This is a genomic window from Roseburia sp. AF22-2LB (assembly GCF_003461125.1).
Taxonomy (GTDB): Bacteria; Bacillota; Clostridia; order Lachnospirales; family Lachnospiraceae; genus Roseburia_C; species Roseburia_C amylophila.
In genome coordinates this window covers 19,327-36,227 of the sequence record NZ_QTWM01000007.1, presented here as the reverse complement: position 1 = coordinate 36,227, position 16,901 = coordinate 19,327, and the positions used below count along the sequence as shown (strand labels likewise).

Genomic DNA, 16,901 nt, shown 5'->3' with positions numbered 1-16,901 from the left:
AAAAGTCCTGTATATATTTTTCTCTTACATGATGAAAGGGTTACCAAACCATGTTGGCAACCCCGCTATGCTACTCGTTATCTTCTGAAACAGCATCTTCTCCCATGATTTTTACCTTTCCGGTATAAAGCTCTTCTACTGCGATAGAAAGTGGTTTCTTTCCTTTGGCATTTTCAACCAATGGTTCATCTCCACCGATAATCTGTCTTGCTCTCTTTGCAGTAGCAATTACAATAGAATATCTGCTGTTTACGACCGGTTCTTCTCCGATTTCAACGTCGTTATTTACGACCTTCATTAACTCAACATAAGATGGATGTATCATAATTTATTCTCCTTTCGAAAAGCACTTCAGCTCTTCTCTGATTTTATTGATGAAATTTATATTACGTGATGCACAATCATGCTCGTTCTCAATGATGCTATGGATATTCTCCACACATGCAGGGACGGTATCGTTCACCACAATGTAATCATACTGATTCATAAACTCTGCTTCCTGGGATGCTCTGTTTAATCTTGCATTGATGGTTGCCATATCTTCAGTTCCACGGTTCACCAGGCGGTTCTTTAATTCATCCGCATCCGGTGGTGTTACAAAGATTAAGATGGTGTCCGGAAAACGTTTCTTTACGTCAAGTGCTCCCTGAATCTCTATCTCAAGAATTACATCTTTTCCAGCCTCTAACTGTTCATCTACATAGGCTTTTGGTGTACCATAATAATTTCCCACATAACAGGCATGCTCAATTAACGCATTGTCTGCTATCATCTGTTCAAATTCTTCTCTGGTACGAAAGAAATAATCAACACCATCCACTTCTCCGGGTCTCGGATTTCTCGTGGTAGCTGAAACAGATAATGCATATGTATCCTTGTACTCCGCCATCAGAGCTTTCATCACAGTGCCTTTTCCGGCACCGGAGAAACCGGATACTACGGTTAATATACCTTTTCTTTTCATTTACTATTCCTCACTCAGTTTATTTCCACTAATCTCGTTAAATCTGCCAGTCAGTGTATCCGGCTGTAATGCAGAAAGAACGATATATCCGGCATTTGTAATAATCACTGCACGGGTACGTCTTCCCTGGGTTGCATCCACCACGCACTCTTCTTCTTTGGCTTTCTGAATCATGCGCTTGGCAGGTGCAGAATCCGGCTGAATCACAGCAACAATCTTATCTGTATTTACTACATTTCCAAATCCAATATTCATAAGTGCTGCCATTTTTCACCATTCCATTCTTACTACAGGGTTTACGGAAATCATTTATTCAATATTCTGAATCTGTTCGCGGACTTTTTCAATATCCGTTTTCAGATTAATACCGGTATCTGAAATTGCAAGATCACTTGCCTTGGAAAGAATCGTATTTGCTTCCCGGTTCATCTCCTGGGCAATGAAGTCAAGCTTCCTTCCAACGGTTCCACCGCCTGTTAAAGCAGCTTTCATCGCTTCAATATGGCTCTTTAAGCGGACAGTTTCTTCATCCACACATATTTTATCAGCAAATATTGTAACCTCCGTTGCAATTCTTGCATCATCCATCTGCTTATCTTCTAAAATTTCTTTTACCTTGGTTTCTAATCGCTCACGGTATTCTTTCATAACGATTGGCGAACGTTCTTCGATAAAGTCCACATAGCCAATCATTTCATCTAATTTATTCAGAAGGTCAGTTTTTAAATTCTCGCCTTCTTTTTCTCTGGTTTCAACAAATGCCTCACATGCATTACGCAATGTCTTCTCAAGAAGTGCCCAAAGTTCTTCTTCGTCATTATCCTGTTCTTCCATTATAAAAACATCCGGATAACGTGACAATGTGCTGACACGGATATCATTTTCCAGCTGGAAATGCTCTGCCATCTGCTGTAAATATTTTAAATATTCGCCAGCAAGTTCTTCGTTGTATTTCAGTGAGAAGTTGGCTTCGTTGAAATCTTCACAGGTAATGAAGATATCTACTTTTCCACGCTGTATGTATTCTTTGATTAAGTTACGCACGGCACTTTCAAAGAAACTTAATTTTTTAGGAAGCTTAACATTTACATCCAGATAGCGGTGATTTACTGATTTAATCTCTACCGTTATCTTACGGTTGTCTTCCTCTATCTCACACCTGCCGAAGCCGGTCATACTTTTAATCATAGCTGCCTCCTAATGCATAGATATATGTATTATAGTAGAATTTTCTTTATTAGTCAAATTCAAAATGCCGTATTTATTGAAATTTTAGAAAGATTTCTTTATAATAAAATCCTGTAAAAGAATCTATTCTTTCCAAAGGAGGTCATATTATATGGCACTAGACGGAATTACCGTAGCTGCACTTACTGCAGAATTAAATCAGACAATTTTAAATGGACGAATCAGCAAAATAGCCCAGCCTGAGGCGGACGAGCTGCTGCTTACCATAAAGACACCATCCGGCCAGTACCGGCTTTCTTTAAGTGCCAGTGCTTCCCTGCCTTATATCTATCTTACAGCTCAGAATAAAGTCAGTCCCATGACTGCACCGAATTTCTGCATGGTATTACGAAAACATATTGCCAACGGCCGGATTATTGCCATCAGTCAGCCCGGATTAGAACGAATCATCCGGATTACGGTCGAGCATTTGGATGAAATGGGCGACCTGAAAAAGAAAAACCTGATTATAGAATTAATGGGGAAATACAGCAATATTATTTTCTGTGATGAAAACGAACGCATCATTGACAGCATCAAACGGGTTCCATCCCAGATGAGTTCCGTCCGTGAAGTTCTGCCGGGAAGAGAATATTTTATCCCGGAGACCCAGAACAAGCGGAATCCCCTTGACTGTTCCTATGAACAGTTCTGTGAAAAGGCGTCTTCTCTTCCACTGCCACTTGCCAAAGCACTTACTTCTGCTTTTACCGGAATCAGTGGACAGGTTGCAGCAGAAATCTGTTACCGTGCTTCTTTAGATGCAGATACACCGATTAATACCTTAGAAGAAGATGCACTGCTGCACCTTTATCATAATTTCAGCTGGCTGATGGAGGATGTCGGAAACGCCAACTTCAAGCCATGTATTCTTTATAAAGGAGAAGAACCGGCAGAATATGCTGCCATCTTACCAACCCGCTATGAACATACGGAAGGCTATCACATTGAACCGGTAAATTCTATTTCCGCCGTATTAGAACAATTTTATGCCAGCCGCAGCCTCTACACCCGTATGCGTCAGAAATCTGTGGATTTGCGTAAAATTGTATCCACTCACTTAGAGCGAAGCAGCAAAAAACTGGATTTACAGTTAAAGCAGTTAAAAGATACGGAAAAACGTGATAAGTATAAAGTATACGGTGAATTATTAAATACCTACGGCTATCAGGTTACCGAAGGAGCCAAATCTGTAGAAGTACCAAATTATTATACCGGTGAAATGCTTACAATTCCATTGGACGAAACACTTTCTCCGCTGGACAACGCAAAAAAATATTTTGCCCGGTACAACAAATTAAAACGTACCTTCGAAGCGTTAAATACCCAGACTGAAGAAACCAAGGCAGAAATAGCACACTTACAGACCATTCAGGCGGCTCTTTCCATTGCAGAATCCGAAGATGACCTTGCCCAGATCCGGGACGAGCTGGAAACCTATGGATATATCCGCAGGAAAATGAGCGGTAAGAAAAAACAAAAATCCAAAAGTAAACCATTCCATTATCGTTCCAGTGATGGCTTTGATATTTATGTTGGAAAAAACAATTTCCAGAATGACGAACTTACTTTCAAGGTTGCCAACGGAAATGACTGGTGGTTCCACGCCAAAGGAATGCCCGGCTCCCATGTTATTGTAAAAACTGAAGGCAGGGAGCTGCCGGATCTGACTTTCGAAGAGGCCGGCAGACTGGCAGGCTACTATTCTTCCGGCCGTGATAACGAAAAAATTGAAATCGATTATTTACAGCGTAAAAATGTAAAGAAACCAAACGGCGCTGTTGCCGGTTATGTCATTTACTATACGAATTATTCCCTGACAATTCACCCGGACATTTCCGGCATCGAAAAAATTTCAGAATAATTTAGTCACACATTTTTACTTCTTCCATATTATGAAGTGTAAGATAAATTTTGGAGGATTTGAAAATGAGTGATTTAGCTGCTACTGGCTGCGGATGTGGATGTAACGAAGGAAATAACTGCTGTTCTTTAATCTGGATTATCCTGTTACTCTCCTGCTGCGGCAACAATGGATTTGGAGGATGTGGCAATGGATGCGGCAACGACAGCTGTATCTGGATTATTTTACTGTTGCTCTTCTGTGGTGGCTGTGGTGACAGCTTCGGATTTAACAACAACGGTTGTGGATGCTAATTCATCTGCAAAGCGGGGACCTCTCAACGAGGTCCCTTTTTTATTCTATAGGAAACGCCGTGTTACATTAAAGTGTTAAAGTTACGTTTCCTATAGAATTAAAAGCCCTCCGGGCAGGGTCGCACTACGACGGAGAGGAATTATGTCGCTGAAGTGACCCGCCGCAGGCGGAGAATCCTGCAAGCAGGATTCTTTCTTGTGTCATATCTTTGACCGCCTTTTTCCGGTGCGGTCCGCTTCTTCTTTTCCGCTTCCTTTTTCTTCATACATTCTTCATCTATTTCATATACTTCATTTCCGTCAATGATTAATTTTCCCATGTTGATGCCAAATCCTTTCCTGTTTCTATAAAAAGGTTCTACATTTTATTATATGCGTCAAAGTTATATTTTCCGCTGTTCCATCATAATTTAAAAGAAAAAGGATTTTTTTATGGATTCTGAGTATAAACCAACCTTCTTTGACTCACAGTTACAAAACCACCAGTTACAGATTATGAAAACCATGATTCCATATCTTTCCGCCGGTCAGCAGCGTCCCTTTGCGCTTCTCATCAAATATATGGAACTACAAAAAACAGCCCAGCTTTTTTCCAATGACACGCTTACGATTCAGGAAGTCAGCAGCCATTCTCCCCAGGAGCGGATGTTTCAGATGCTTACCGATATCAGCGAACAGTGTACACCCGGCGAGAAAGAAAATATTGAAAACTTTTTAAATATGTATCAGATGCTGTCTGCTTATGATACCCTGTTTTCCTGATTTCATCACTTTATCATTTGTTATTTTATGGTTCCCTGTCAACTTGTTAAGAACGGAGGATTTTATGAATTTAGACTTTTTGAAAGGCAATCCTGCCTTAAATGATATTTCACCGGAAAAGCTGCAGTTTCTTATGGATTTTGCTTCTAATAATACTGATACAAAGGATGCCAAATCCATGGCTTCCACAATCATGAATGCTGCCAACAATGCCAAACAAAACGGTATGACTTTTTCCAATACTGAAACAACTTTATTAATTGAATTATTAAAGCAGAATATGTCCGAAGCAGAACGTGTAAAAGCGGATAAAATGCTGCAGATGATGCAGATGTTACAGAAAAAGAAAAAATAGTCTCTTATAACACAAGCGAGGATATGCAAAATGCACATCCTCGTTTGCGAAATATTTATTATGATTTTATCATTGCTTATTTCATTACAATATTAATGATTTTACCCGGTACATAAATCTCTTTGATTACATTGCCGGTAAGCTTATCTGCAATTGCAGCTTTTCCTGCAGCAAGTGCATCCTCTTTGGAAGCATCTTTTGCAATGCTGACAACACCCTTTGTCTTGCCGTTAATCTGTACTGCAATTTCAACTTCATCATCTTCCATTGCATCTTTATCATACTCCGGCCATCTTTCTGCAAATACGGAAGTATCATGACCAAGCTCGCTCCACAGTTCTTCTGCAATATGTGGTGCAAACGGAGCAAGAAGAAGCACATAAGTTTCAAGTGTCTTCTTATCTACGCCGCCCTTCTTGGAAAGGTCGATCAGTTTGTTGTTGTATTCCATGAACCCTGAAATTACAGTATTTAAGCTGAAGCTTTCCAGTCTCTGGGTGATATCATATACCAGTTTATGACGAATCTTAACCAGTTCTTTGGTTTCAGCAACATCTGCATCCTTCTGGCTCATTACAAGATTCCAGAATCTGGTGATGAAACGGTATACACCATCGATTCCACGATCATCCCACTCAGAATCCAATTCCGGTGGTCCAACAAACAGCTCATATAATCTTAAGGAATCACAGCCGTAGTCACGAACCAGATCATCCGGTGAGACGACATTTCCTTTAGATTTACTCATCTTGATACCATTCTTACCGGTAATCATACCCTGATTAAACAGTTTGGTAAATGGCTCATCAAAGTCAATTACTCCGATATCATATAAGAATTTGGTATAGAAACGGGAATACAGAAGATGCAGTACTGCATGCTCTACTCCACCGATATACATATCAACCGGAAGATATTTATCTGCTTTCTCGCGGCTTACTAATTCATCTTTGTTCTTGTTATCTACATAACGTAAGAAATACCAGGATGAACCTGCCCACTGAGGCATGGTATTGGTCTCACGTTTTGCAGGCTTACCACAGCAAGGACATGTGGTATTTACCCACTCCGTAATATCTGCCAACGGTGATTCTCCGGTACCTGTCGGCTGATAAGATTCAACCTCCGGTAACAGTAATGGAAGCTCTTCTTCCGGAACCGGAACTGCTCCACAATCCGGACAATGTACGATTGGAATTGGCTCGCCCCAGTAACGCTGGCGGGAGAATACCCAGTCTCTTAATTTATAGTTGGTTGTCTTCTTACCAAAGCCCATCTTTTCAATCATTTCCGGAGCTTCTTTCTTAAGAACGGACGACTCCATTCCATTCCAGTCACCAGAATTAATCATAATACCTTTTGCTTCGGTATAAGCTTCGGTCATATTTTCAATTTCCTTACCATCTTTGGCAATAACCTGGATGATTGGAATATTGAATTTCTTTGCAAATTCAAAGTCACGGTCATCATGTGCAGGAACACACATAATTGCTCCGGTACCATAATCAGCTAATACATAATCAGAAAGCCAGATTGGAACCTTTGCACCATTCAACGGATTGATTGCATAAGAACCGGTAAATACACCAGTCTTTTCTTTATCCTGCAAACGATCTACAGAAGATTTCAGGGATGACTGATAGATATAATCCTCTACTGCAGCTCTTGTCTCATCAGTTGCAAGCTCTTTTGCCAAAGCATGCTCCGGTGCAAGTACCATGAAGGTTGCTCCGTGAAGAGTATCCGGTCTTGTGGTATAAACAGTAATCTCTTTATCGCTTCCATCCACCTTAAAGTTGACTTCTGCTCCATTACTCTTACCAATCCAGTCAGTCTGCATTTTCTTAACCTTTTCCGGCCAGTCAAGCTTATCAAGGTCTGCAAGAAGACGGTCAGCATATTTGGTAATCTTAAGCATCCACTGCTTTAAGTTCTTCTTGGTAACATCAGCACCACAACGCTCACATTTACCATTTACAACTTCTTCATTGGCAAGACCAGTCTTACAGGATGGGCACCAGTTAATTGGCATCTCTTTCTCATAAGCAAGTCCGGCTTTAAACATTTTTACAAAAATCCACTGTGTCCATTTGTAGAATTCAGGATCGGTGGTATTTACTTCCATATCCCAGTCATAGATTGCAGCAATTTCCTGAATCTGACGCTTGATATTCCTGATATTTTCAGCGGTAGATTTTTCCGGATGAACACCCATCTTAATTGCGTAGTTCTCTGCCGGAAGACCAAATGCATCCCATCCCATCGGATGAATGACATAATATCCATGCATAAGCTTATAGCGGCTCCATACATCAGATATTACATAGCCTCTCCAGTGACCTACATGGAGTCCGTTTCCGGATGGGTATGGAAACATATCCAGACAATAGTATTTCGGCTTCTTGCCATCATTTACGTTAATTGGCTTATCTTCCCAGACTTTACGCCATTTCTGCTCTACCGCTCTATGATTATACGGTACTGTTGTTTGTGACATCTTCAATTCCTCCTAATTTAAACAGCTTTCGTCCATAAAATAAGGACATGCTGATAGAATGCCTTTTTAGAGACTTATACTCATAAAATTCTATCACATGCCCTCAATTTGTCAAGGAAAAATGGTATTTGTATCAATTGTAAGAATCCGGTCTATCGGACAAATGCTCTTCCCTTTTCCGTCTGTGCCTTCAAAATATTTCGAGCTTGCCGATTCAAACAGCACATAGATATTGCCGTCTGCATAATTAATTTCTTCGGAACATGGTGGCATTTCCACCTTAAGTTCCGGTGTCCGCGGCTTTGTATCCATTGCATCTACATTCTGGTAAATCTTTAAATAGGATGAATTGCTTCTTCCATAGGATGTGCTTAAATACACTCTGTCCTGTTCATCAAAAGCAATTCCCTGCACCTTTTCCGGTATCTGGTAGCGCTGCTGTTCCATCAGTTCTCCATCCTGATATTTATAAGAAATCATAATGGATTTGAATAAGGCATTGTGTGTTGCTACCCAGAGAATTCCATCATGCCAGGTAATGCAGGATGGCATATTCGCTACACGGTATTCTTCAAACATTCCGGTGGCATCCACAAAAATCTTCGGTTTGGACTCTGCAATCTTTTTTATATAACTGTAACTAAGCCGCTCCAAAGACCTTGTGTCCGAATGGCAGATCCAGACATTTCTTCCATCGTAGGTAAGTCCTCCAAGATGGCTGTTCTTTTTCATGCCAAGAGTAACCATATATTCTCCGGTCTCTTTGTCAAAGATATAAAGGGCTCCAAGGCTTTCCGAATCATCCGTATTATATGCTGTAATCATATAATAATCTTCGGTAATGCAGATTCCCTGCGGACACTGGTTGTCCGTGGATGTCATATTCTGTGCATAATCCTGTTCCCTGGTGGATGGCATTCCCGGAATACTTACATCATAGGCAAAGCTGAATCCACAATCCTTTAACATCCGGTCATTTCCGCTCATCTGTGATGCCGTGGAATATGGATACATTTCCACGCTGTAAGAAGAATCAATCTTCTTGGTCCATTTTGCGTATAACGATACGTCTCCGAAATTATCAATGTTTATCTCTGTAATCTTATTCTGATAACTGCTTTCGGTATACCAGCCAGCGAAATTATATCCCGGTTTTTCCGGTATATCAAGGGTTAGAGGAAGTTCTTCTATAATATAGTTATAAGTCAAATCAGAAGAAGGGATTCCACCATTTAAGTAATAGGTGATATCATAATCTTCCTTTAATACATTGGCATCTTCCGGCTCCATGCTGTAATAAAGAGAGGTAGTGATTGGCAGAGAACGAAGTGCTTTTGCTTCTGAGAACTGCGAATTATCGAAAAACAGCGCAATAATCAAAACAATTGCAAAAAAAGTTCTTTTCTTTCCCATGTCACCACCACCTCTCTTTCGTCATCCGTTTGTCTTAACAGATATTTTTTCTCATTACACTTATCTCACTACACTATTTATCTTCTTCTGAAGCAAGCTTGGATGCCCGTTCTTCCATCTGTACCCTTGCGACTTCCTCCGGTGCCTGTTCGTATCTGGCAAACTGGTAGGAGAAATCTCCGCTTCCCTGTGTCATGGAACGAAGTCTTGTGCCATAACCATATAATTCAATATAAGGAATATCCGCTAAAATCTCGGTGGTTCCTTTGTTATCCAGTGTCATGCCAAGAACTCTTGCCCGCTTCTTATTTAAATCTCCCATTACATCTCCGGTATAAACGTCTGGTAATGTAATCTTAAGGCTGGCAATCGGTTCTAAAAGCACCGGCTTTGCTTCTAAGATTCCTTTCTTTAATGCTTCTCTTGCAGCAACCTTAAATGCCATTTCCGAAGAATCTACTGCATGATAGGAACCGTCATAAAGCACTGCCTTAATACCAAGTACCGGATATGCCGCCAAAGGTCCTTTCTGCACGCCCTCCTGAAGCCCTTTTTCTACTGCAGGGAAGAAATTCTTCGGAACCGCTCCGCCAACCACTTCCTGCGAGAACTCATAAGCTTCCTCAAGATTTCCCGATGGTGAAAAACGCATCTTTACATGTCCATACTGGCCATGTCCACCAGACTGTTTCTTATATTTATATTCCACATCTGAGGTTCCTCGGATGGTTTCACGGAATGCAACCTTCGGACGGCTCAGTTCAATCTCTACTTTATATTTATTTTTTAAGGTTTCTACCAGAACCTCCAACTGCTGTTCCCCGATACCATAAATCAGTGTCTGGTGATTAGCACTGTCATTTACCGTCTTAATGGTTAAGTCTTCCTGCATGATTTTCTGCAGTGCCTGGGAAATTTTATCTTCATCACCTTTATTCTTTGCTTTATACCTCATGCCGGTATATGGCTCTGAAATACTTGTCCGGATAAAGAGTATCGGATTGGCTTTTGTAGACAGGGAATCGGTTGTCATAGCTCCGGAAAGCTTTGCTAATGCTCCGATATCTCCGGCATGAAGCTCCGGTACTTCCTGTGGTTTGCTGCCGCACATTACATAGAGCTTTCCAATCCTGCCTTCTGTATCCCGATGATGATTAAAAAGCAAATCATCGGTTTTTAACACACCGGAATTTACTTTTATCAGAGAATATTTTCCAATAAACGGGTCTACAATTGTTTTAAAAATATATGCTGATTTTGGCTTTGAGAAATCATAATCTGCAGAATATACTTCATTGCTCTTGGCATTGATTCCGGTACAGGAACGCTTATCCGGGCTTGGGAAGTATTTTATAATGTCATCTAACAAGGTGTACATACCCTGTGCAAGAATACTGGAACCCATGGAAACCGGAACCATGCTGGCATCCGCCACATTCACGCGAAGTGCCTGACGTATTTCGTTTTCTGAGAATTCATCACCATTAAAATACCGCTCCATGAATTCTTCACTGGTTTCTGCTACCGCTTCCATCAGGGCATCGGTACAGATTCCAAGGTTATTCTGGCTGTATTCCGGAATCTCACATTCTACTACTTCACCCTTATCATTCCATCTCTGGGCACTCTTACGAACCACATTGATATAGCCTACAAATTTCTCGTTTTCACGAATCGGCAGATGGAATGGAGCAATCCGCTTGCCATATAACTGCTGTAAATCTTCTACTACCTGCCGGAAGCTTGCATTATCAATATCCATCTCCGTAACAAATATCATTCTCGGAAGATTGTATTTCTCGCAGATGTCCCAGGCTTTCTTCGTACCCACTTCAATTCCGTTCTTGCCGGATACCACGATAATTGCTGCATCTGCGGCACTGACTGCTTCTTCCACTTCACCGACAAAGTCGAAATATCCCGGAGTATCTAAGAAATTAATCTTGGTATTATCCCAGATAACCGGAACAACCGAAGTATGGATGGAAAACTGTCTTTTGATTTCTTCTTTATCAAAATCACTGATAGTATTTCCATCAGAAATCTTTCCCATACGGGTTGTCATGCCGGATAAATATGCCATTGCTTCCACCAGACTGGTCTTTCCCGCTCCACCATGTCCTAAAAGCACGACGTTTCTGATTCTGTCCGTTGTAAATACTTCCATATGTTATTCCTCCTGTACTATAGATTTATGTATATATTTTACTAAATCAAGTTATTTTCTTCAACTATATTATGTATTATACACAACATTTATGAATGAATTGTAAATGTGTAGTAAACATTTTGCACTATTTTTGATAATTTTATTGTGAAATTTTATATTTTCGTACGTTAAACTTTAACGCTTTAAAGTATTGACATTATATTCTGATTCCGTTATAGTATACATGCACCACCGGAGAGATGCGGTTGCATTCCGTTTCTTCTCATATTATAATAGTCCGGTCAGGTGACATTTTTTTAAGTGAGGATTATAAATTATGATTATTGTTATGAAACCATCCGCTCTTCCACAGGATGTAGATAAAATTGTAGATGCAGTGGAAAAAGAAGGATTAAAAACACATCTTTCACATGGTGAAGAAGTTACCATTATCGGAGTTGTCGGCGATAAAACCAAATTAGATATTCAGCGCATTGAAGCCAGCCCTGAAGTAGAAAAGGTAGTTCCAATTACCGAAAGCTACAAGCTTGCCAATAAGAAGTTCCACCCACAGCCAACCAGCTTCAAGGTTAAGGATACCGTAATCGGTCCTGATACCATGACAATTATGGCTGGTCCCTGTGCCGTCGAAACAGAAGAACAGCTTCTTTGCATTGCCCGTGCAGTCAAGAAGGCAGGAGCAACCATTCTTCGTGGTGGTGCTTACAAGCCTCGTACTTCCCCATACTCTTTCCAGGGTCTTGAGGAAGAAGGTTTAAAATATATGAAGACCGCTTCTGATGAAACAGGTCTTGCAACCATTTGTGAAGTAACCAGTGCACATGCCGTAGAATCTGCTGTAAAATATGTCAGCATGCTTCAGGTCGGTGCCAGAAATATGCAGAACTTCGAATTATTAAAAGAAGTTGGCCGTGCCGGTCTTCCTGTCTTATTAAAGAGAGGTCTGTCTGCTACGATTGATGAATGGCTGAATGCAGCAGAATATATTATCTCTTCCGGAAGTCCAAACGTTGCATTATGTGAACGTGGTATCCGTACTTTTGAGACTTCCACCAGAAATACCTTAGACTTAAGTGCAGTATGTGTCTTAAAGGAACGTACCCATCTTCCGGTCATCGTTGACCCAAGCCATGCAACCGGTGTCCGCTCTTTCGTTGAGCCGCTTGCTAAAGCCGGTATTGCCTGCGGTGCCGATGGTCTGATGATTGAAGTACATAATGACCCTGCACATGCACTTTCCGATGGTCCGCAGTCTCTGAACTTCGAACAGTTCGATTCTGTTATGGAACATATCAAACCATATATTTCCTTAAGCGGAAGGAGCTTAATGTAACATGGACTTTAAGAAAATCGGTTTTATTGGTCTTGGTCTTATCGGCGGTTCGATGGCTAAGACCATAAAACGCATTTATCCGGAAACAGAACTGATTGCCACATCCGGTCATCTTTCTACCATAACTGCAGCTTTTGAGGACCATACTATTTCCAATGATACGCTGCTTGCAATGAAAGATTTCTCCGACTGTGATATTATCTTTCTCTGCTGTCCGGTACAGAAAAATATTGAATACATAAAAGAATTAAAGCCCTTTTTGAAAAAGGGCTGTATTCTTTCTGATGTAGGAAGTGTCAAAGGGGATATTCATGAAAGTATTACCGCCCTTGAGTTAGAATCCTTTTTTATTGGCGGACATCCTATGGCAGGTTCTGAAAAGACCGGCTATCAGGCTGCAACCGCCTATTTATTGGAAAATGCTTATTATATTTTAACCCCGACCGCCAAAACTGATACCACAGTGCTTCATGCGTTCCGGGATTATATTGCATCCTTAGGCTCAGTTCCTATGATTATGGATGCGAAAACCCATGACCATGCAACCGCTTCTATCAGTCATCTGCCGCATATTATTGCAGCAAGTCTTGTGAATCTGATTCGTGAAACCGATGATGAAAATGAGACGATGAAGACGATTGCAGCAGGCGGATTTAAAGATATTACAAGAATTGCATCCTCTTCTCCTGTAATGTGGCAGCATATCTGTGCCTCTAACCGGGAGCAGATTTTAACACTCATTGACTGCTATACGGAAGAATTAAATACCATGCGTAGTCTGATTGCTGAAAAAAAAGAAAAGGAAATCTATGATTTCTTCTCTCATGCCAAGGATTACCGGGATTCTATCACCATTACTTCTTCCGGTCCATTGCGTAAAGTCTTTGAATGTTATTGTGATCTGATTGATGAAGCCGGTGGAATTGCAACCATTGCTACGATTCTTGCCAGCAACAATATCAGTATTAAAAATATTGGAATTATCCATAACCGTGAATTTGAAAACGGTGTACTTCGTATTGAATTATATGAAGAAGAAGCACTTAACTGTGCCATTGCACTGCTTCGCAAATATCACTATACGGTTTATGAACGATAATATTTAGATAAAATATTGACAATATTTCAGAATACATCCAGAAAGGATTTTATTATGCAGATCAAAAAAGCCCATGCCTTACATGGAGAAATAAATATTCCGGGAGACAAATCCATTTCCCATCGTGCAATTATGTTTGGTTCGCTTTCCAACGGCACAACCGAAATCACCAATTTTTTAGAGGGTGCCGACTGTCTTTCTACGATTTCCTGCTTTCAGGAAATGGGCATTGAAATTGAACGGGAAAAAAGCCGTGTCCTTGTCCATGGAAAAGGATTACACGGTCTAAAGGAGCCACAGCATATCTTAGACGCGGGGAACAGTGGAACTACTACCCGGCTGATTTCTGGTATCTTAGCCGGTAATCCATTTGTCAGCCAGTTAGATGGGGATAATTCCCTTCGCACCCGTCCCATGAAGCGTATCATGGAACCGCTTCGTCTCATGCAGGCAGATATCGAAAGTTTAAAGGATAACAACTGTGTTCCTTTAAAAATAACCGGACATGAATTACATGCCATTGATTATACTTCAAAGGTTGCATCTGCCCAGGTAAAATCCTGTATCCTTTTAGCCGGCTTATATGCAGACGGAATTACCAGCGTAACGGAACCGGTACTCTCCCGCAACCACACAGAACTAATGCTTCGCTCTTTCGGTGCTAAAGTCACCTCCGAAGGAACAACTGCATTCATTGCACCGGATCCTGTTTTAAACGGACAGAAAGTGGAAGTTCCTGGAGATATTTCTTCGGCAGCCTATTTTATTGCGGCAGCGTTACTTACTCCTGGTTCCGAAGTCTTAATCCGCAATGTTGGAGTCAATCCCACAAGAGATGGCATCTTAAAAGTTGCCAAAGCAATGGGCGGCTCCATCGAACGGCTGAATCCAAGAACCGCATCCGGTGAGCCGGTCTGCGACCTTCTGGTAAAAGGCAGTTCACTTCATGGTACCGTGGTGGAAGGGGAACTCATCCCGACTTTAATCGATGAAATCCCTGTGATTGCTGTTATGGCAGCCTTTGCAGAAGGAATCACTATTATCCGGGATGCTGCAGAACTTAAGGTAAAGGAAACCGACCGTATTCTTACGGTAACAGATAACTTAAAGTTATTAGGCTGTGATGTTACCCCAACGGATGATGGCATGATTATTCACGGCGGAAAGACCTTACACACCGCAGCCATAGATGCAGGACTTGACCACCGGATTGCTATGAGCTTTGCCATTGCTGCGTTAAATATTGATGGTGGTATCGAATTAGAGCATTCCGAAATTGCAGAGGTTTCTTACCCTGATTTCTACAAAGATTTAGAGAAATTATCTATGTAAATCATATGTCAGATTATAAATCCACTTAAAAAGCACAAAATCTGCTACAGGCAGTTTTGAAAACATCAAACCGCTTTCAGCCCTTTATTTTCAAGGGTTAAAAGCGGTTTTCATCAACACATTTTATTCTATAACTCAGTTTATCTTTTAGACATCATTGAAAATCTGATAAATATCAATTTTTAATGCATCGGTATCTGACATTCCAACAAATACACAGCCATATTTATAGGTTCCGTCCCCCTTCGGGTCACATCTGACAATCTCAAGTACCGCATCAATGACCTCTTTCGTCCAAATCTGAATCTTGGTATCATAGTAGGTTCCAACTTTCAAATTCTGGTCAGAAACAAATCCGATTCCGGAACGTGAAATATCAGTAACTACCACATGAATAAATTTTAAAGTAGTAATATCATCCTGATCCAGACGTTCCAGCTGAACAGATACATCTAAATCCAATCGTTTATGTTTTCTTCTCTCGTCCATAGTCCTCTCCTTCTATCAAGATTAAAGCTAATAAAATTATTTTATCCTATATTTCGAATTCTGACAATAAGAAATTATTTTATCAGCATAGCATCCCCAAAACTAAAGAAACGGTATTTTTCTTCTACTGCTTTCTTATAGGCAGCCAGAATATGTTCCCTGCCTGCAAGAGCAGACACCAACATCACAAGGGTAGACTGTGGCAGGTGGAAATTCGTAATCAGAGCATCTATAACTTTAAACTTATAGCCCGGATAGATAAAGATATCCGTCCATCCGCTCTTTTCCCGTAAGGTGCCATCTTCTTCTGCTGCAGACTCTAAAGTTCTTGTACTGGTGGTTCCCACGGCAATTACCCGGTGGCCATTTGCTTTGGCACGATTGATTTTATCGGCTTCCGACTGTTCGATCCGGTAGAATTCCGAATGCATATGGTGCTCTTCGATGGTATCTACTTTTACCGGACGGAAAGTGCCAAGTCCCACATGAAGGGTAACTTCTGCTATATCTATGCCCATATCACGAATCTGCTGTAATAATTCCGGTGTAAAATGAAGTCCCGCTGTTGGGGCAGCGGCAGAACCATCATACTTGGCATATACTGTCTGATAACGGTTCTTATCCTTTAACTGATGGGTAATATAAGGCGGCAATGGCATCTGACCAAGCTGGTCTAAAATTTCTTCAAAGATTCCATCATAGTGAAACTGAATCAGCCGGTTACCATCTTCTACGACCTCTAAGACTTCTCCAGTCAAAAGTCCCTCTCCAAAAGAAATCTTAACACCAGGCTTACATTTCTTTCCCGGTTTTACCAGTGTTTCCCAGATATCATTTTCTTTTCTCTTTAAAAGAAGAATCTCTATTTTGGCTTCCGTTCCCTCTTTGACTCCAAACAGTCTTGCCGGAATTACCTTGGTATTATTTAACACAAGACAGTCTCCCGGCTGCAGATAATCTACTACATCACGGAATATTTTATGTTCAATATCTCCTGTTTTCTTATCCAAGACCATGAGTCTGGAACTGGAACGATCCTCCAGAGGATCCTGCGCAATCAGTTCCTCCGGTAAATCGTAATCAAAAGCTTTTACATCCATGTT

17 protein-coding genes are annotated in these 16,901 nt (G+C 40.9%); 7 read left to right on the top strand and 10 right to left on the bottom strand.

All coding sequences use genetic code 11. The features are described from left to right. Positions 1-70: 70 nt before the first annotated feature. The 4 genes from rpoZ to DWX96_RS10435 are packed head-to-tail and all read right to left on the bottom strand — an operon-like array spanning position 71 to position 2,152. The gene (gene rpoZ / locus DWX96_RS10450) at positions 71-325 is read right to left on the bottom strand and encodes a DNA-directed RNA polymerase subunit omega (protein WP_022243861.1); all 255 of its coding nucleotides are present in this window, start codon (positions 323-325) and stop codon (positions 71-73) included. A 3-nt stretch (positions 326-328) separates the two neighbouring features. Then, positions 329-964 carry a guanylate kinase gene (gene gmk / locus DWX96_RS10445; protein ID WP_117946976.1) on the bottom strand — a complete coding sequence of 212 codons (636 nt, stop codon included), beginning with the start codon at positions 962-964 and terminating at the stop codon, positions 329-331. 3 nt (positions 965-967) lie between these two features. After that, the gene (locus DWX96_RS10440) at positions 968-1,231 is read right to left on the bottom strand and encodes a DUF370 domain-containing protein (RefSeq protein WP_117698639.1); all 264 of its coding nucleotides are present in this window, start codon (positions 1,229-1,231) and stop codon (positions 968-970) included. Between the two features lie 42 nt (positions 1,232-1,273). After that, on the bottom strand, positions 1,274-2,152 hold the full coding sequence (locus DWX96_RS10435; protein ID WP_117698640.1) for a YicC/YloC family endoribonuclease: 879 nt from the start codon (positions 2,150-2,152) through the stop codon (positions 1,274-1,276). Positions 2,153-2,303: 151 nt separating this feature from the next. Here DWX96_RS10435 and DWX96_RS10430 point away from each other — a divergent pair, with 151 nt between their 5' ends. After that, positions 2,304-4,055: an Rqc2 family fibronectin-binding protein gene (locus DWX96_RS10430; protein ID WP_118057482.1), complete on the top strand. Its 1,752-nt coding sequence runs from the start codon at positions 2,304-2,306 to the stop codon at positions 4,053-4,055. A gap of 65 nt (positions 4,056-4,120) precedes the next feature. Then, positions 4,121-4,348: a hypothetical protein gene (locus tag DWX96_RS10425; RefSeq protein ID WP_022243866.1), complete on the top strand. Its 228-nt coding sequence runs from the start codon at positions 4,121-4,123 to the stop codon at positions 4,346-4,348. A gap of 140 nt (positions 4,349-4,488) precedes the next feature. Here the strand turns inward: DWX96_RS10425 and DWX96_RS10420 are convergent, their stop codons facing one another. Beyond that, positions 4,489-4,668 carry a hypothetical protein gene (locus tag DWX96_RS10420; RefSeq protein WP_117946978.1) on the bottom strand — a complete coding sequence of 60 codons (180 nt, stop codon included), beginning with the start codon at positions 4,666-4,668 and terminating at the stop codon, positions 4,489-4,491. Between the two features lie 112 nt (positions 4,669-4,780). On the opposite strand from DWX96_RS10420, the gene DWX96_RS10415 reads away from it, so the two are divergent. Together DWX96_RS10415 and DWX96_RS10410 are read left to right on the top strand one after the other, a co-directional pair. Further along, a complete protein-coding gene (locus tag DWX96_RS10415; protein ID WP_117841084.1) occupies positions 4,781-5,110 on the top strand; it encodes a hypothetical protein in 330 nt (109 codons plus the stop codon). A gap of 64 nt (positions 5,111-5,174) precedes the next feature. Next, entirely contained in the window at positions 5,175-5,465 is a 291-nt protein-coding gene (locus DWX96_RS10410) for a hypothetical protein (protein WP_118057483.1), read from the top strand. Positions 5,466-5,541: 76 nt separating this feature from the next. On the opposite strand, the gene leuS is transcribed toward DWX96_RS10410, so the two are convergent. The 3 genes from leuS to DWX96_RS10395 all read right to left on the bottom strand — a co-directional run bounded on the left by leuS (position 5,542) and on the right by DWX96_RS10395 (position 11,542). Beyond that, complete coding sequence (leuS, locus tag DWX96_RS10405) at positions 5,542-7,962, bottom strand: leucine--tRNA ligase (RefSeq protein WP_117698990.1); 2,421 nt, start codon at positions 7,960-7,962, stop codon at positions 5,542-5,544. A gap of 111 nt (positions 7,963-8,073) precedes the next feature. Then, positions 8,074-9,375: an InlB B-repeat-containing protein gene (locus DWX96_RS10400; protein WP_118057484.1), complete on the bottom strand. Its 1,302-nt coding sequence runs from the start codon at positions 9,373-9,375 to the stop codon at positions 8,074-8,076. Positions 9,376-9,448: 73 nt separating this feature from the next. Next, positions 9,449-11,542 (bottom strand): elongation factor G, encoded by a 2,094-nt coding sequence (locus DWX96_RS10395; protein WP_118057485.1) that lies wholly within the window; start codon positions 11,540-11,542, stop codon positions 9,449-9,451. Between the two features lie 319 nt (positions 11,543-11,861). On the opposite strand from DWX96_RS10395, the gene aroF reads away from it, so the two are divergent. From aroF to aroA, 3 genes are read left to right on the top strand one after another with little or no spacing between them, the layout of a single operon-like run. Beyond that, entirely contained in the window at positions 11,862-12,878 is a 1,017-nt protein-coding gene (gene aroF / locus DWX96_RS10390) for a 3-deoxy-7-phosphoheptulonate synthase (RefSeq protein ID WP_022243873.1), read from the top strand. A 1-nt stretch (position 12,879) separates the two neighbouring features. Further along, a complete protein-coding gene (locus tag DWX96_RS10385) occupies positions 12,880-13,977 on the top strand; it encodes a prephenate dehydrogenase (protein ID WP_118057486.1) in 1,098 nt (365 codons plus the stop codon). Positions 13,978-14,031: 54 nt separating this feature from the next. Further along, a complete protein-coding gene (aroA, locus tag DWX96_RS10380; protein ID WP_118057487.1) occupies positions 14,032-15,309 on the top strand; it encodes a 3-phosphoshikimate 1-carboxyvinyltransferase in 1,278 nt (425 codons plus the stop codon). 147 nt (positions 15,310-15,456) lie between these two features. Here the strand turns inward: aroA and DWX96_RS10375 are convergent, their stop codons facing one another. Continuing rightward, positions 15,457-15,798 (bottom strand): PilZ domain-containing protein, encoded by a 342-nt coding sequence (locus DWX96_RS10375; protein ID WP_022243876.1) that lies wholly within the window; start codon positions 15,796-15,798, stop codon positions 15,457-15,459. A 74-nt stretch (positions 15,799-15,872) separates the two neighbouring features. After that, positions 15,873-16,898 carry a tRNA preQ1(34) S-adenosylmethionine ribosyltransferase-isomerase QueA gene (gene queA, locus DWX96_RS10370; protein ID WP_117841091.1) on the bottom strand — a complete coding sequence of 342 codons (1,026 nt, stop codon included), beginning with the start codon at positions 16,896-16,898 and terminating at the stop codon, positions 15,873-15,875. Positions 16,899-16,901 lie beyond the last annotated feature (3 nt).

Excerpts from the sequence above, each read along its gene's own strand:
- rpoZ (WP_022243861.1), bottom strand. The coding sequence starts at position 325 with ATGATACATCCATCTTATGTTGAGTTAATGAAGGTCGTAAATAACGAC.
- gmk (WP_117946976.1), bottom strand. The coding sequence starts at position 964 with ATGAAAAGAAAAGGTATATTAACCGTAGTATCCGGTTTCTCCGGTGCC.
- DWX96_RS10440 (WP_117698639.1), bottom strand. The coding sequence starts at position 1,231 with ATGGCAGCACTTATGAATATTGGATTTGGAAATGTAGTAAATACAGAT.
- DWX96_RS10435 (WP_117698640.1), bottom strand. The coding sequence starts at position 2,152 with ATGATTAAAAGTATGACCGGCTTCGGCAGGTGTGAGATAGAGGAAGAC.
- DWX96_RS10430 (WP_118057482.1), top strand. The coding sequence starts at position 2,304 with ATGGCACTAGACGGAATTACCGTAGCTGCACTTACTGCAGAATTAAAT.
- DWX96_RS10425 (WP_022243866.1), top strand. The coding sequence starts at position 4,121 with ATGAGTGATTTAGCTGCTACTGGCTGCGGATGTGGATGTAACGAAGGA.
- DWX96_RS10420 (WP_117946978.1), bottom strand. The coding sequence starts at position 4,668 with ATGGGAAAATTAATCATTGACGGAAATGAAGTATATGAAATAGATGAA.
- DWX96_RS10415 (WP_117841084.1), top strand. The coding sequence starts at position 4,781 with ATGGATTCTGAGTATAAACCAACCTTCTTTGACTCACAGTTACAAAAC.
- DWX96_RS10410 (WP_118057483.1), top strand. The coding sequence starts at position 5,175 with ATGAATTTAGACTTTTTGAAAGGCAATCCTGCCTTAAATGATATTTCA.
- leuS (WP_117698990.1), bottom strand. The coding sequence starts at position 7,962 with ATGTCACAAACAACAGTACCGTATAATCATAGAGCGGTAGAGCAGAAA.
- DWX96_RS10400 (WP_118057484.1), bottom strand. The coding sequence starts at position 9,375 with ATGGGAAAGAAAAGAACTTTTTTTGCAATTGTTTTGATTATTGCGCTG.
- DWX96_RS10395 (WP_118057485.1), bottom strand. The coding sequence starts at position 11,542 with ATGGAAGTATTTACAACGGACAGAATCAGAAACGTCGTGCTTTTAGGA.
- aroF (WP_022243873.1), top strand. The coding sequence starts at position 11,862 with ATGATTATTGTTATGAAACCATCCGCTCTTCCACAGGATGTAGATAAA.
- DWX96_RS10385 (WP_118057486.1), top strand. The coding sequence starts at position 12,880 with ATGGACTTTAAGAAAATCGGTTTTATTGGTCTTGGTCTTATCGGCGGT.
- aroA (WP_118057487.1), top strand. The coding sequence starts at position 14,032 with ATGCAGATCAAAAAAGCCCATGCCTTACATGGAGAAATAAATATTCCG.
- DWX96_RS10375 (WP_022243876.1), bottom strand. The coding sequence starts at position 15,798 with ATGGACGAGAGAAGAAAACATAAACGATTGGATTTAGATGTATCTGTT.
- queA (WP_117841091.1), bottom strand. The coding sequence starts at position 16,898 with ATGGATGTAAAAGCTTTTGATTACGATTTACCGGAGGAACTGATTGCG.